At 71.1% G+C, this 17,397-nt stretch carries 1 protein-coding gene (only partly in view); it reads left to right on the top strand.

Annotated features, from left to right (window positions below; genetic code table 11):
* Positions 1 to 17,397, top strand: partial view of a non-ribosomal peptide synthase/polyketide synthase gene (locus AC6JA9_RS21950; RefSeq protein WP_497957775.1) — the 3' end only. Its footprint begins 26,100 nt before the window's first position; the window shows 17,397 of its 43,497 coding nt (coding positions 26,101–43,497); its start codon lies beyond the left edge, outside the window; it ends in the stop codon at positions 17,395 to 17,397.

Here is a 17,397-nt window from a genome sequence, read left to right as displayed (position 1 = left end):
CTGGCGGTGCTCCGCCAGAAGCTGGTGCAGGAGGCCGCGTCCCGCCAGGAGCAGGTCGTGGTCGAAGGCGACCAGGGCGTGAGCGAGGTGCTGGAGCTGGCGCGTCGCTCCGGCCAGGTGTTGCTGCACACGTCGGCGCGACTGGCCCGCACGCTGACCGAGCTGCCTGGTGCCCGTGAGGCGCTGAGCCCCGTGGGCGCGCTGGTGCTCGATGGGGCCTCGGCCGAGCTGGCCACGGCGCTCGCGAAGAGCTCCGGGCTCCAGGTCCTGCTCGCGGGTGCGCCACGTGAGGGCGCGCTGTTGCCGCGTGCTCCCGATGAGCGCGTGCCAGCGGGGCTGCGCCCATGGATCCTCGACACCGCGGGGTTGCCTGTGCCCGTGGGCGTCGTCGGGGAGCTGGCGCTGGAGGGCGCGGGTCTTCCCTCCGGATTGTGGCGCTCCGAGGAAGAGGAGCGTCGTCGACTGGTGGCGCATCCGAAGGGCGCGTCGTCCCAGCTGTTCCGCACGGGACGCCACGCGCGACTGCGCGCGGATGGTCGTCTGGAGCCGGTCAACGTCCCGGTTCCCAAGGCCCCTGCCCCGGCCGCCAAGGCCCCGCCGCCCGTGCGGACCGAGGCTCGCCCTGTCGCCGCGCCCGCCGTGCCCACGGGGATTCCACGCGCGCGCAGGGACAAGCCGCTGCCGCTGTCGTTCGCGCAGCAGCGCCTCTGGTACCTCCAGCAGTTGGACCCCACGAGCACGGCGTACAACAACAGCTCCAGCTTCCGGCTGGTGGGCCCGTTGGACACCGCCGCGCTCCAGCGTGCGCTCGACGAGCTGATGCGTCGTCACGAGGTGATGCGGACCACGTACCAGCTCACCGAGACGGGGGCGACGCAGGTGGTCCAGCCCGCGACCGGGCTGCCGATGCCGCTGGAGGACGTGCCCGGCGAGACGCCCGAGGCCCGTGAAGCCGCGATGCTTCGCCGCTGCGAGGAACAAGGCGCCTGGGTGTTCGACCTGGCGCGCGGCCCGGTCATCCGCGCCGTGCTGCTGCGCATGGGGCCACAGGACCATGTGCTCAACCTGGTCATGCACCACGTCATCTCCGACGCGTGGTGCTCGCTGGTGCTCGCGCGCGAGATGTCCGTGCTCTACGCCTGCTACAACGCGGGCATCGAGTCGCCGTTGCCCGAGCTGCCCGTGCAGTACGCGGACTACGCGGTCTGGCAGCGTGAGTACCTGGAAGGCGTGGTGCTGGACGGGCAGCTCCGCTGGTGGAAGGAGCAGCTCCTCGGAGTCCCCGCGCTGGAGCTGCCCACGGACCGGCCGCGTCCGGCGGTGCAGTCCTACGACGGTGGGAGCCTGCGCTTCGTGGTGGGCCGCGAGGTGGCGGAGCCGCTGCTCGCCCTGGGCCGCAAGGAAGGCGCGACATCCTTCATGGTGATGCTGGCGCTCTACCAGGCGCTCCTGGGTCGTCACGCGGGCCAGGACGACTTCGCCATCGGCATCCCCATCGCGGGTCGTACGCAGCCCGAGACGGAGGGGTTGATCGGCTGCTTCGTCAACACGTTGGCGATGCGCACCCAGCTCACCGAGGCCCCGACGTTCCGTGAGCTGTTGGGCCGGGTGAAGAAGCAGTCCCTGGGCGCGTTCTCCCGGCAGGATGCGCCGTTCGAGCGGCTCATCGAGCTGCTCCAGACGCCGAGGGACCAGAGCCGCACGCCCGTCTTCCAGGTCGTCCTCAACGTCATCAACACGCCGCCCGCGGAGACGTCGCACCAGACGCTCAAGCTGAGCCAGCTGGATGTCGCCACAGGGACGTCGAAGTTCGACCTGAGCTTCGAGGTCGTCGAAGGCCAGGGCGAGCTCCACTGCCGCTTCGAGTACGCGGCGAAGCTGTTCGATGAGTCCACGATGAAGCGACTGGTCGAGCACCTCTCCGTGCTCGCTCGCGCCGTCGTCGCATCTCCGGACCTGCCGGTGCAGCGCCTGCCGCTGATGGGTGAGGCGGAGCGGCAGCAGGTGCTGGTGGGGTTCCAGGGACGCACGGAGGCGTACCCGAAGGAGGCGACGCTGCACGCGCTCATCGAGGCGCAGGTGCGACGCACACCGGAGGCGGAGGCGGTCCGCTTCGAGGGAAGCACCCTCACCTACGCGCAGCTGGATGCACGGGCCAATCAGCTGGCGCACCACCTGCGGACGTTGGGAGCGAAGCCGGGGGTGCTGGTGGGGGTGTGCCTGGAGCGCTCGCTGGAGTTGGTGGTGGCGCTGCTGGGGGTGCTCAAGTCGGGAGCGGCCTACGTGCCGCTGGACCCGGCATACCCGAGGGAGCGCCTGGCGGGGATGTTGGAGGACGCGGACGCGCCTGTCCTCGTCACGCAGGAGAAGCTGAAGTCGGTGCTGCCCGCGCACGGCTCGCGAGTGGTGAGCCTGGACACGGAGTGGGCCACGGTGGCCCGTCATCCTGCGACTGCACCCACTCCGGTGGGAGGCGCGGACTCACTGGCGTACGTCATCTTCACGTCCGGCTCGACGGGCCGTCCGAAGGGGGCGATGAACGCGCACGCGGGCATCGTCAACCGACTCTTGTGGATGCAGCAGGAGTACGGGCTGACGGCGGCGGACACGGTGGTGCAGAAGACACCGTTCAGCTTCGACGTGTCGGTGTGGGAGTTCTTCTGGCCGCTGCTGACGGGGGCGAGGCTGGTGGTGGCGAAGCCGGGCGGGCACCAGGAGCCGGCGTACCTGGCGAAGCTGCTGCGGGACGAGCGAGTGACGACGGTGCACTTCGTGCCGTCGATGCTGAGAGCCTTCCTGGAGGAGCCGGGCCTGGAGGGGCTGAGCCACCTGCGGCGGGTGGTGTGCAGTGGTGAGGCGCTGACGGCGGAGCTGGTGGCGAAGGCGCACGCGCGACTGCCGGCGGGCGCGGAGGTGCACAACCTCTACGGCCCGACGGAGGCGGCGGTGGACGTCTCGTACTTCCACTGCGCGCGAGGCACGCAGCGCACGAGCATTCCGATTGGGCGTCCGGTGGCGAACACGCGGCTGTACGTGCTGGACGCGCAGGGCCAGCCGACGCCGGTGGGAGTGCCCGGAGAGCTCTTCATCGGCGGTGTGCAGGTAGGCCTGGGGTATTGGCGCCGGCCGCAGCTGACGGCGGAGCGCTTCGTGCCGGACTTGTACTCGCAGGTGCCCGAGGCGCGGCTGTACCGCACCGGGGACGTGGCGAGGTGGCTGGCGGACGGGACGCTGGAGTACCTGGGCCGCTCGGACTTCCAGGTGAAGCTCAGAGGCTTCCGGATTGAACTGGGAGACATCGAGGCGGCGCTGCTGTCACACGCCTCGGTGCGAGAGGCCGTGGTCCTCGTGCGAGAGGACTCCCCGGGCGACCAGCGCCTCGTCGCCTATGTCACGGGTGACGCCGAGCCGCTGACCGCGTCGCTGCTCAAGACGCACCTCCAGTCTCGGCTGCCCGAGTACATGGTGCCCTCGACCTTCACGCACCTGGGCGTGCTCCCGCTGACGCCCAGCGGCAAGGTGGACCGCAAGGCCCTGCCCGCGCCGGAGGCCCCTGTTGTCCAGCCCGGCCGCTACGTCGCACCTCGGACGCCCGTGGAGGAGACGCTCGCCACGCTCTTCGCGCAGGTCCTCGGCGTGGAGCGCATCGGGATTCACGATGGGTTCTTCGAGATGGGCGGTCACTCGCTGCTCGCGACCCAGGTCGTGGTCCGCGTCCGGGGCGCGCTCGGGCTGGAGCTGCCGCTGCGCACCCTGTTCGAGGCACCCACCGTCGCCGCGCTCGCGGAGCGGCTGGATGCCCGTCGTCCGGGTGCGGAGCTGCCGCCGATGGTCCGCGTGGACCGGACGAAGCCCATCCCGCTCTCGTTCGCGCAGCAGCGCCTCTGGCTCATCAGCCAGTTCGCCGGCGCGGTCAGCGCCTACAACATCCCGCTGGCCCTGAAGCTCGAGGGCGTGCTGGACCTCTCCGCGCTCCAGCGTGGCTTCGACGCGCTGATGGAGCGCCACGAGGCGATGCGCACCACCTTCCGCGCGGACGGTGACACGCCCGTCCAGGTCATCCACCCGGCCTTCCCCCTGCCCTTCCAGTTCGTGGACCTCACGTCGCTCACGAACGCGAAGGAGCGCGAGGCGGAGACCGTCCGACTCGCACTCGAAGAGGCACGGCGCCCGTTCGACCTGCTGAGCGGCCCGCTGGCCCGCGCGCTCCTGTTGAAGCTGGGCGAACAGGAGCACGCGCTGGTGCTCAACATGCACCACATCGTCTCGGACGGCTGGTCCACGGGAGTGCTGGTCCGCGAGATGGCCGCGCTGTACGCGGCGTTCCATGACGAGCGTCCCTCGCCGCTGCCGGCGCTCCCCGTGCAGTACGCGGACTTCGCCGTCTGGCAGCGCGACTGGCTCCAGGGGCCGGTCCTGGAGGAGCAGGTCGGCTACTGGCGCAAGAAGCTCGAGGGCGCGCCGTCGCACCTCGACCTCCCGACGGACAAGCCGCGCCCCGCGCAGCAGTCCTTCCATGGGGCCGCGGCGCTGATGCACCTGCCGCTGCCGCTCACCGAGGCGCTGGAGACCTTCGCCCGTCGCGAGGGCGCCACGCCGTTCATGGTGCTGCTCGCGGCCTTCCAGGTCCTCCTGCAGCGGCACTCCGGACAGGACGACATCCTGGTGGGCTCGCCCATCGCCGGACGTCGACTGGCCGAGTCCGAGGCCCTCATCGGCTACTTCGCGAACACGCTCGTCCTGCGCTCCCTCATCCGGGGGCAGGACTCGTTCCGCGCGCTGCTCGCCCAGGTGCGGGACACCACGCTGGAGGCGTTCGAGCACCAGGACGTGCCCTTCGAGAAGCTGGTGGAGGAGCTGCACCCGGCCCGTGACGCCAGCCGCACGCCGCTGTTCCAGGTCTCCTTCACGCTGCACAACGCCCCGCTGCCGGCGCTGTCCCTGCCCGGCCTGACGCTGCGGCCGATGGACCACCACCACGGGGTCATCCGCTTCGACATGGAGCTGTCCTTCCATCGCGAGGAGACGGGCTTCCGTGGCGGCATCAACTACGCAACGTCCCTCTTCGACCACGACACCGTGGCCGCCATGGCGAGCCACCTGCGCGTGCTGCTCGAAGAGGTCATCGCCTCGCCGGACGTCCCGCTCGCCCAGGTCTCCATGCTCACCCGCGAGGAGCGCAACCGGGTGCTGGTGGAGTGGAACGACACCGCGACGAAGACGCCGCGTCCCCCGTCGATTCACGACGCCTTCGCGAAGCAGGCGGAGCGCACGCCCCAGGCCATCGCCCTCACGCACGCGGAGGGCCAGCTCACCTACGCCGAGCTGCGCGCCCGCGCCAACCAAGTCGCGCACCACCTGCACGTGATGGGCGTGCGCCCCGGTGGCCGCGTGGGTCTGTGCGTGGAGCGCTCCCCGGAGCTCATCGTCGGAATGCTGGGCATCCTCCAGGCGGGCGCGGCCTACGTGCCCCTGGAGCCGAGCTACCCCACGGAGCGCCTCACGTGGATCATCCGTGAGTCCGGAGTCAGCATCCTCCTGACCCAGGAGCACCTCGCGGACGAGCTGCCCGAGCTGGGCTGCCTGCCCGTCCTGCTGGACGCGGAGTGGCGCGCCATCTCGAGGCAGCCGACGAGCGCTCCCGTCGTCTCCGTGGGTGAGGAGGACCTGGCCTACGTGATGTTCACGTCGGGCAGCACGGGCCAGCCCAAGGGCGTCTGCGTTCCCCACCGTGGTGTGCTGCGACTGGTGCGCGACAACACGTTCATGCGCTTCGGGCCGGACGAGGTCTTCCTCCAGCTCGCGCCCGTGGCGTTCGATGCCTCCACGCTGGAGGTCTGGGGCGCGCTGCTCAACGGCGGACGGTTGGTCCTCGCGCCTCCGAAGGCGCAGTCCATCGAGTCGCTGGGCGCGCTGCTGAAGAGCTCGGGAGTCACCGCGCTGTGGCTGACGGCGGCCCTCTTCGACCAGGTCGTCCAGCACCAGGGCCAGGCGCTGGCGGGAGTGCGCCAGGTGCTCGCGGGTGGCGACGTGCTGCCCGTGCAGCGCGTGACGGAGCACCTGTCGCGAATCGGGCCGGACGCGGTGTTCATCAACGGCTACGGCCCCACGGAGAACACCACGTTCTCCGCCACGCACACGCTGCGGGCCGGGGACACGGTGGGCCGCTCGGTGCCCATCGGCCGTCCGCTGTCGAGCTCCACGGCCTACGTGCTGGACGCCGCGCTCCAGCCCGTGCCGCCGGGAGTCTCCGGTGAGCTGTTCGTCGGAGGCGACGGCCTGGCCTGGGGCTACCTGAACCGCCCGGACCTGACGGCCGAGCGCTTCGTGCCGCACCCGTACGCCTCGACGCCGGGCGCCCGCCTGTACCGCACGGGCGACAAGGCGCGCTGGCGCGCGGACGGCACGCTCGAGTTCATGGGCCGCGTCGACTTCCAGGTGAAGATCCGCGGCTTCCGCATCGAGCCCGGCGAGGTCGAGGAGACGCTGCGCCGCTTCGCCGGCCTGCGGGACGTCGTCGTGGTGGCCCGCGAGGACATCCCGGGCGACAAGCGACTGGTGGCCTACGTCGTCCCGGAGACCGCGGGAGTGGACGTGGGCGCGGTGAAGACCTTCGTCCAGCGTCAGCTCCCCGAGTACATGGTGCCGTCGGCCATCGTGGAGCTGGCCGCCCTGCCCCTGTCGTCCAACGGCAAGGTGGACCGCAAGGCCCTGCCGGCCCCGGAGGCCCCTGTCTCCAAGGACCCGGCCGAGAACGCCCCGCGCACGCCCCTGGAGACGCAGCTGGCGGCCATCTGGGCGGAGGTGCTGCACCACGACTCGGTGGGCATCCACGATGACTTCTTCGAGCTGGGCGGCCACTCGCTCCTGGCCACGCAGGTGGTGTCTCGCATCCGGGCCACGCTCGGCGTCGAGCTGCCCCTGGGTGAGCTGTTCGGCGCGTCCACGGTGGCAAAGCTCGCGGAGCGCCTGGCCAACGCCACGGTGGCGAAGGCCCCGGCCCTGACGCGCGTGCCGCGCACGACGGACCTGCCGTTGTCCTTCGCGCAGCAGCGGCTCTGGTTCATCGACCAGCTGGAGCCCGGGTCCACGCTCTACAACAACCCGTTCCCGCTGCGGCTGGAGGGCACGCTGGATGAGCGGGCCCTGCGGCGCACCTTCGACGAGCTGGTGCGGCGTCACGAGTCGCTGCGCACCACGTTCCGCGCGGAGGGAGGCCAGGCGGTCCAGAAGATCCACCCGGCCACCTTCGTGCCCGTGCAGAAGGTGGACCTGTCGCGCATCGACGAGGAGGACCTCCGGATGGCGGAGGCCCTGCGGCTGTCGAACGAGGAGGCGCGTCGCCCGTTCGACCTCTCGCGCGGGCCGCTGCTGCGCACGCTGCTCATCAAGCTGCGTCCGCAGGACCACATCCTGCTGCTCCACGTGCACCACATCGTGTCGGACGGCTGGTCGCTCGGCGTGTTCGTGCGGGAGCTGACGTCGCTCTACGAGGCGTTCCGCAAGGGGCTGCCCTCGCCGCTGCCGGAGCTGGCCGTGCAGTACGCCGACTACGCCGTGTGGCAGCGCTCGTGGCTGCGCGGCGCGACGCTCGAGGCGCAGGTCGGCTGGTGGAAGCAGCAGCTGGAGGGCGCGCCGTACGCGCTGGACGTGCCCACGGACAAGCCGCGCCCGGCGGTGTTCACCCACAAGGGCGCCGTGCTGGACCTGGTCATCCCGCTGAAGCTCAGCCAGGCGCTGGAGTCGCTGGCCCAGAAGGAAGGCGCCACGCCGTTCATGGTGCTGATGGCCGCGTTCCAGACGCTGCTGCACCGGTACTCGGGCCAGGACGACATCCTGGTGGGCTCGCCCATCGCGAACCGCAACGTGGCGGACACGGAGGTGCTCATCGGCTTCTTCGTGAACACGCTGGTGCTGCGCGCGCGCTTCACGCCGAAGATGTGCTTCCGCGAGCTGCTGGCCCAGGTGCGCGAGCGGACGCTCGGCGCCTACGAGCACCAGGGCGTCCCGTTCGAGAAGATCGTCGAGGAGCTCCAGCCCACGCGCGACGCGAGCCGCACGCCGCTGTTCCAGGCGATGTTCACGCTGCAGAACGCGCCGCTGCCGGAGATCGTCCTGCCGGAGCTGTCCGTGGGGCCCCACCCCATCGACTCCACCAACCTGGCCATGTTCGAGCTGGGGCTGGACCTGACGCGCGCGCCGGAGGGCTTCTCCGGGGGCTTCACGTACAGCACGGACCTGTTCGAGCGCGCGACGATGGAGCGCTTCGCCGAGCACCTGCTCGTGCTGCTGCGAGGCATCGTCGCGAACCCGGGCACCCCGCTGGAGGAGCTGCCGCTGCTGCCTCCCGAGGAGCGCAAGCAGCTCCTGCTGGAGTGGACGGGTGAGCGCGAGCCCCTGCCCGCGGACGCGCGCATCCACGCGCTCCTCGAGGAGCAGGTGCTGCGCACGCCGGACGTCATCGCGGTGGTGTCCGGTGAGGACTCGGTCACCTACCGTGAGCTGGACACGCGGGCCACGCGGCTGGCGTGGCGCCTGCGCGAGCTGGGCGTCGGGCTGGAGACGCGGGTGGCGGTGTGCGTGGAGCGCTCGGTGGAGCAGCTGGTGGCGCTCCTCGGCGTGCTGAAGGCCGGTGGTGCCTACGTGCCGCTGGACCCGGAGTACCCGGCGGAGCGGCTGAGCTTCATGCTGGAGGACAGCGGCGCGCGCGTGGTGGTGGCACGCGGGCAGGTCCGCGAGAAGCTGAGCGACACCACGGACCGCGTCTACCTGGACGTGGACGCCGTGCCCGAGACGGGGGACGTCGCTCCGCTCTCCGTGGTGGTGCCTCCGGAGGCGGCGGCCTACGTGCTCTATACGTCGGGTTCGACGGGTCGGCCCAAGGGCGTCGTGGTGCAGCACCGCTCGCTGGTGAACTTCACCCGCGCGGCCTGGAAGACGTACCCCGTGGAGCTGGGGGACCGCGTGCTCCAGTTCGCCTCCATCAGCTGGGACACCAGCGCGGAGGAGATCTACCCGTGCCTCACGCGAGGCGGGACGCTGGTGCTGCGCACGCCGGACATGCTCGACGTGCCGGAGGTCTTCCTGGCGCGGTGCGAGGCCGCGGGGGTGACGCAGCTCAACCTGCCCACGGCCTTCTGGCACGAGGTGACGGCGAGCCTGGAGGAAGGCCGCGCGAAGCTGCCCTCGAAGCTCAAGTGGGTGGTGATTGGCGGAGAGCGCGCCGCGCCGGAGCGGGTCGCCGCGTGGCGTCGCACGGTGGGCTCCACCCTGCCCCTGCGCAACACCTACGGACTCACAGAGGTGACGGCGGTGGCCACGGCGGTGGACCTGATGGCGTCCCCGGCCGCGTCGTTCGAGAGCGCCCAGGAGGTGCCCATCGGTCGGCCGCTGACCAACGTGACGACGTACGTGCTGGACAGCGCGTTCATGCCGACGCCCACGGGCGTGGTGGGCGAGCTGTTCATCGGCGGTGAGGGCGTCGCGCGTGGCTACCTCGGCCGGCCGGACCTGACGGCGGAGCGCTTCATCCCGAGCCCCTTCGGCGAGGGTGAGCGGCTCTACCGCACGGGAGACAAAGCGCGCTGGCGACGTGACGGCGGCCTGGAGTACCTGGGGCGCGGCGACACGCAGGTGAAGGTGCGCGGCATCCGCATCGAGCTGGGGGAAGTCGAGGCCGCGCTGCGCGCTCGCTCGGAGGTCCGTGACGCGGTGGTGCTGGCGCGCGAGGACCCGCCGGGCGACAAGCGCCTGGTGGCGTACGTGGTGCCGACGGAAGTGAAGGAGGGGCTGGAGCCGACCCTGGACATCCTGGGCCTCCATGACCACCTGAGGCAGCACCTGCCCGCGTACATGGTGCCCGCGGCCTTCGTGCCGCTGGCCGCCCTGCCCCTCACGCCCAACGGCAAGGTGGACCGCAAGGCGCTGACCGCGCCGGATGCGAACCTGCACCGGGTCAGCCGCCAGCATGAGCCTCCCGCGACGCCGCTGGAGGGGCGACTGGCCGAGCTGTGGCGGGAGCTGTTGAACGTCCCCACCGTGGGTCGTCGCGACAACTTCTTCGAGCTGGGGGGCCACTCGTTGATGGCCACGCGGCTGGTGGCTCGAGTCCGCGAGGACTTCAAGGTGGACCTGGGCCTGCGGGCCTTCTTCGAGACCCCCACGTTGGCGGGGCTCGCCGAGCGCATCTCCGGCGCCACCTGGGGGGCCACGCTCCCGGACCTCGGTGTGGATCGCGGTGACGGGCCGATTCCGCTGTCCTTCGCGCAGCAGCGCCTGTGGTTCCTGGACCAGCTCCAGCCAGGGATGGCGATCTACAACATGCCCGTGGCGCTGCGCCTGTCGGGGCGCGTGGAGCGCGCCGCGTTCCATCGCGCCGTCGACGAGCTGGTGCGTCGTCACGAGTCCCTGCGCACCACGTTCGAGACCGTGGGCGGTGAGCCGCGACAGGTCATCCACCCCGCGCAGCCCGGCAACCTCCGGGTGGTGGACCTGTCCCGCGTCTCTGCCGACGAGCGGATGGAGGAGGCCTACCGGCTGGCGCGCGAGGACTCGCTCACCCCTTTCGACCTGCGTACGGGTCCCCTGCTGCGAATCACGCTGCTCGTGCTGGACACCAAGGAGCACGCGCTGCTCGTGTGCATGCATCACAGCATCTCGGACGGCTGGTCGCAGGCCGTGCTGGTGCGAGAGCTCGTCCAGCTCTACGAGGCGTTCAGGAGCGGTCGTCCGTCGCCGTTGCCGGAGCTGCCGGTGCAGTACGCGGACTACGCCTTGTGGCAGCGGCAGTGGCTCCAGGGAGAGACGCTCCGGAAGCAGCTCGATTGGTGGAGCCAGCAGCTCGCCGGAGCCCCGGGAGCGCTGGATCTGCACACCGACAAGCCGCGTCCCGCGGTGCTCTCGCACCAGGGCACCACGGTGCCCGTGAGCGTGGCCCCTTCGCTCAGTCAGGCGCTGGAGGCGCTGGCGCGCCGTGAAGGCGTCACGCCCTTCATGGTGTGGATGGCGGCGTACCAGGCGCTGCTGCACCGGTACTCGGGGCAGGATGACTTGCTGGTGGGCACGCCCATTGCGGGTCGGCGTCACGCCAAGACGGAGGGCCTCATCGGCTTCTTCGTCAACACGCTGGTGATGCGCGCGAGCTTCACGCCGACGCTCACGTTCCGGCGCCTGTTGGCGCAGGTGCGCGACTCCACGCTCGGGGCCTACGAGCACCAGGACGTCCCCTTCGAGCGGCTGGTCGAGGAGCTGCATCCCACGCGCGACCTGAGTCGCACGCCGTTGTTCCAGGCGCTCTTCGCCCTCCAGAACATGCCGAGCGCGGAGCTGACGTTGCCGGAGCTCTCGCTCAAGGGCGTGGAGGTCGAGTCCACCGTCAGTCGCTTCGAGCTGGAGCTGGCCCTGGTCCGCACGCCAGCGGGTTACCAAGGGGCCCTCAGCTTCAGCACGGACCTGTTCGAGCGCTCCACCGCCGAGCGGATGGTGACGCACCTGCTGCGCCTCGTGGAGGCGGCTGTCGCCAAGGCGGACGCGCCGTTGTCCTCCCTGTCCCTGATGGACGAGGCGGAGCGCCAGCGCATCCTCGTGGACTGGAACGACACGACGGCCGAATTCCCGTCGGAGTCCACCCTGCCCGCCCTGTTTTCCGAGCAGGCCCGTCGCACGCCCGAGGCGATTGCCCTCCAGTTCGAGGGCCAGCGCCTCACCTACGCGGAGTTGGAGGCCCGGTCGGGTCAGCTCGCCCGACATCTGTTGTCGCTGGGCCTGGGCCGTGAGCCGCGCATCGCGGTGCTGATTCCTCGTGGGCTGGAGCTGTACGTGGCGCTGCTCGGCATCCTCAAGGCCGGTGGCTGCTACGTCCCGCTCGACGCCGCGCATCCCCAGGCGCGCATCGCGTTCATGCTCGAGGACTCGGGTGTGGCGGGTGTGCTCACGGTGAGCGCGCTGGGAGCCTTGCTGCCCTCGGGCTCGTGGCCCGTGGTGACGCTCGACACCGAGTGGGAGCGAATCTCCCGCCAGTCGACGGAGGCTCCGTTCGTGCCGATGAGCTCGGACAACCTCGCGTACGTCACGTACACGTCCGGCTCCACGGGGACGCCCAAGGGCGTGGCCATCACCCACCGCGGGGTGCTGCGGCTGGTCTCGGGCGTGGGCTTCGCGTCCCGCGAGCCGGGCGAGGTCATCCTCCAGGTGGCGCCGCTGACGTTCGACCCGACGGCGCTCGAGGTCTGGAGCGCGCTGCTCACGGGCGCTCGGCTCGCGGTGTACCCGCCGAGGACCCCGGAGGTCTCCGAGCTCGCGCGCGTCATCGACGAGCACCGCGTGACCACGGCGCTCCTGGCCACCGCGCTCTTCGATGTCATGCAGCAGCACGAGCCCGCCGCGCTGTCCCGGCTGCCCCGCCTGTGGGTCGGCGGAGACGTGCTGCCCCTGCCCACGGCGCGGGAGCGACTGGCCAAGGGGGGCTCGCTCATCAACGCGTATGGCCCGACGGAGGTCACCGTCGTCACCACGCAGCACGTGCTACCCGCGGGCACGTCCATCGACACGGCCGTCCCGATCGGACGCCCGATTCCGAATACACGGGTGTACGTGCTGGATGCGTCGCTGCATCCCGTGCCCGTGGGCATCCCCGGTGAGCTGTTCATCGGCGGCCCGGGCCTCGCGCGTGGCTACCAGGGCCGACCCGCGCTCACCGCCGAGCGCTTCGTTCCGGACCCCTTCTCCACCACGCCCGGCGAGCGCCTCTACCGTACCGGGGACAAGGTCTGCTGGACCGAGGACGGCGCGCTGCGCTTCCTCGGGCGCATCGATCTCCAGGTGAAGGTGCGCGGCTTCCGCATCGAGCTGGGAGAGATTGAAGCCTCCCTCCGTGCGCACCCCGAGGTCCGCGAGGCGGCGGTCGTCGTCCGCGAGGACGTGCCCGGAGACAAGCGCCTGGTGGCCTACGTCGCCACGGCCGACGGCCACGCGCCGAAGGGAGAGGACCCGAAGGCGTGGCTGCGGCAGCGGCTGCCCGAGTACATGGTGCCCGCGCACGTCGTGTTCCTGCCCGCGCTGCCCCAGTCGACGCACGGCAAGGTGGACCGCAAGGCGCTGCCGAAGCCGGACGCCTCGGGGCTCGACACCGGCAAGGCCCACGAAGCCCCGGCGACCCCGGCCGAGCAGCGCCTGGCCGAGCTGTGGAAGGAGCTGCTTCAGGTGTCCCGCGTGGGACGTCACGACAGCTTCTTCGAGCTGGGTGGCCACTCCCTGCTGGCCACGCGTCTGGTGGCCCGCATCCGCGACGAGCTGGGACAGGAGCTGGGCGTCCGCGCCCTGTTCGAGTCGCCCACGCTGTCCTCGCTCGCGGCGCGCCTCCAGCAGGGCCTGCCCGAGGAGCAAGGGGTGACGGTGCTGCCGCCGCTCGTCGCCGCGCCGAGGAACGGGCCGCTCCCGCTGTCCTTCGCGCAGCAGCGCCTGTGGTTCCTGGACCAGCTCCAGCCGGGCAGCGCGCTCTACAACATCCCCTATGCACTCAAGCTGACGGGCGAGGTGGACCTGTCGTCGCTCCAACGCGCCTTCGATGCGCTGGTTCAGCGTCACGAGTCCTTGCGCACGACGTTCCGCATGGAGGGGGGTGAGCCGCGACAGGTCATCCACGCGCCGGCGCCCCGTCCGTTCGCGACGGTGGACCTGCGCGCGTCGTCGCCGGAGCAGCGCGAGGCCGAAGCGCGACGCGTCATCAGCGAGGACGCGGTGCGCCCGTTCGACCTGTCCACCGGTCCCCTGCTCCGCGTCACGGTGATGCGGCTGTCGTCGACGGAGCAGGTGCTGCTGGTGTGCATGCACCACATCATCTCGGACGGCTGGTCCATCGGTGTGCTGGTGCGTGAGCTGACGATGCTCTACACGGCCTTCCATCAAGGTGGGGCCGTGGAGCTGCCTGTGCTGCCAGTGCAGTACGCCGACTACGCCGTGTGGCAGCGAGGCTGGCTCCAGGGCGGCGCCCTGCGTGCACAGCTCGACTGGTGGAAGCAGCACCTCGACGGCGCCGCGCCCGCGCTGGAGATGCCCAACGACAAGCCTCGTCCGGCCGTGCCTTCGTCCAACGGCGCGCTGGTGCCGGTGTGGCTGCCGGCCGCGCTGAGCGACGCGGTGGACGTGGCGACGCAGCGCGAGCGCGTCACCCCGTTCATGTTGTTCCTCGCCGTCTACCAGGCCCTGCTGCAGCGCTACTCGGGCCAGGAGGACGTCGTCGTGGGCTCGCCCATCGCGGGCCGACGTCACGCGCAGACGGAGGGACTGCTGGGCGTCTTCATCAACACGCTGGCGCTGAGGGCCCGCTTCACGCCGGAGCTGACGTTCAGGGGCCTTTTGTCCCAGGTCCGTGACGCGACGCTCGGGGCCTTCGAGCACCAGGACCTCCCCTTCGAGCGACTGGTGGAAGAGCTCCAGCCCGCGAGAGACCTGGGCCGCACGCCCTTGTTCCAGGCGATGTTCGTGCTGCAGAACGCGCCGTCGCCCGGGGTGTCGCTGTCGGGCCTGACGCTCGAGGCGATGGACGTGGAGCTGGCTTCGACGAAGTTCGAGCTCAACCTCCACCTGTTCCGGGCACCTGACGGCTACCGGGGCGGGCTCTTCGTCAGCACGGACCTGTTCGAGCCCGCCACCGGCGAGCGACTGGTGCGTCACTTCCAGCAGCTCCTGGAGCGCGCGCTGGCGAACCCGGATGCGCCGCTCGCGACGCTCCCGCTCCTCACGGACGCGGAGCGACAGCGTGTCCTCGTGACGGAGTCCGCGCCCGTGTCGCCGGGGCTCCCGTTCCATCGGCTCTTCGAGCAGCAGGCGGCGCGCACCCCTGACGCGCCGGCGCTCCGCTGCGAGGAGCAGGAGTGGACGTACCGTCGGCTCGATGAACGGGCGAACCAGCTCGCGCACCACCTGCGCTCGTTGGGCGTGGGCCCGGATGTCCCCGTGGCCCTGTGCCTGGAGCGCGGCGTGGAGCTCATCGCCGCGTTGCTGGCGGTCCTCAAGGCGGGCGGAGCCTACGTCCCGCTGGAGCCGTCACAGCCGGCCGCGCGGCTTCGCGCGCTCGTGGAGGAGGTCTCCGCGCCCGTCGTGGTGACGGGGTCCGCCCATGAGTCGGCCTTCGAGGGACTGTCCCTCCACCGCGTGCGCGTGGACACGGACGCGGTTGTGCTCGCGAAGCAGTCCACCGAGGCGCCGAAGGTCGAGGTCCGCACCGAGCACCTGGCCTACGTGCTCTTCACGTCGGGCAGCACGGGTCGACCGAAGGGCGTGGCGGTGTCGCACGGCGCGCTCATGAGCTACGTGAACGCGGTCATCGACCGGATCGCGCTGACGGAGTGCAAGAGCTTCGCGCTGGTCTCGACGTTCGCCGCGGACCTGGGCAACACGGTGCTGTTCCCCGCGCTCGTCACGGGTGGACTGCTGCACGTGCTGACACAGGAGCGAGCGCGCAGTCCCGAAGGCATGGCCGAGTACTTCCAGCGCCACGCCGTGGACTGCATGAAGATCGTCCCGTCCCACCTCGCGGCGCTGCTCACGGGGGGCGAGACGGGAACCATCGTGCCGCGAAAGCGACTGGTCCTCGGCGGCGAGTCCTCGTCGTGGGCCTTGCTGGAGCGGGTGCATGCCCTCGCGCCCGAGTGCCAGGTCTTCAATCACTACGGGCCCACGGAGACCACGGTGGGAGTCCTCGCGGGGCGGGTGGAGCTGCCGCCCGGTGACAAGGCTCCGGCGCAGGTGCCGCTCGGTCATCCGCTGGGACAGACGCGCCTCTACATCCTCGACGCGAGCCTCCAGCCCGTGCCCGTGGGTGTGCCGGGTGAGCTGTACGTCGGAGGCCCGCAGGTGGCGCGGGGCTACCTCGGTCGCCCGGAGCTGACGGCGGAGCGCTTCCTGGCGGACCCGTTCAGCAAGGCCCCCGAGGCGCGCATGTACCGCACGGGAGACCGCGTCCGGTGGCTCGAGGATGGCCGCGTGGAGTTCATCGGCCGCACGGACTTCCAGGTGAAGGTGCGTGGCTTCCGCGTGGAGCCGGGCGAGGTCGCCACGGTGCTGCGCGGCCATGACTCCCTGCGAGACGCCATCGTCGTGGCGCGGGGAGATGGCGCGGGCCGGAAGCTCGTGGCCTACGTCGTGGCCTCGTCGTCCGTCGCTCCGGAGGTCCTCTCGCTGAGGACGTGGCTCCAGCAGCGCCTGCCCGAGTACATGGTGCCCTCCGCGTTCGTCACCCTCCCCGCCCTGCCGCTGACGCTCAACGGCAAGGTGGACACCAGGGCCTTGCCGGAGCCGACGCTCGAGGTCTCCAGCACCCAGGAGGTGCTCCCGCCCAGGACGCCGCTCGAGCTCCAGCTGGTGCGCGTCTGGGAGGACGTGCTCGGGGTTCGTCCCATCGGTGTCCGCTCCAGCTTCTTCGAGCTGGGCGGCCACTCGCTGCTCGCCGTGCGCATGATGTCCGCGGTGAGCGAGGCAGTGGGCCGACCGGTGCCGCTGGCCGCGCTGTTCCAGGCGCCCACGGTGGAGCAGCTCGCCGCGTTGCTGCGCGACGGGGCCACGATGACAGGCACCTCGCCGGTGGTCCCCTTCGGCGCCCTGCGTCCGGGCGGGAAGACGCCGTTCTTCTGCGTGCACCCCGTGGGCGGCAACGTCCTCTGCTACGCGGAGCTGGCGCGTCGGCTGGGGACGGAGCGCCCGTTCGTGGGGCTCCAGGCCCAGGGCGTCAATGGTGAGGCCACGCCGCGAGGCACCGTCGAGGAGATGGCGACGGCCTACGTGGACGCGATGCGGAAGGTCCAACCGTCCGGCCCGTATCTGTTGGGCGGCTGGTCGCTCGGAGGCGTCATCGCCTACGAGATGGCGCGGCAGCTCCGTGAGCAGGGCCAGCGGGTGGAGCTGCTCGCGCTCATCGACACGTACGCCCCGGGCGCGGTGAAGGCCCCGGAGCCCTCGGAGATGGACCGGCTCCAGGTCATCGGCATGTTCATCCAGGACCTGCTCGGCGCCTCGTTGGCCCACGTCGAGCTGGACCTGGAGGCGCTCGCGGCGATGTCTCCGGACGCGGTGCTCGAACACCTGCGTGTCGAGGGCGAGCGCGCCGGAGTCCTGCCCCTCGGGACGGCCCCCCGGCAGCTCCAGTCCCTGCTCCAGGTCTTCGAGTCGAACCTGAAGGCCGCGCGGCGCTACGTCCCCCGGCCGACCCAGGAGCGCGTGGTGCTGCTCAAGGCCACCGAGCATGACGCCGAGCTGCCCGCGGATGGCGGCTGGTCCACGCTCGTCGGCGCCGGATTGGAGCGGCACCCCGTGGTCGGAAGCCACTACGGCGTGCTCCGTGAGCCGGGCGTCCAGGCGCTGTCCGAGCGCCTGCGTGAGGCGATGAAGCACCTGCCCTGA

The sequence above is a fragment of the Myxococcus sp. MH1 genome, from assembly GCF_059738865.1.
The sequence above is the reverse complement of the archived record's forward strand: the minus strand, read 5'-3'. Positions and strand labels throughout refer to the sequence as shown.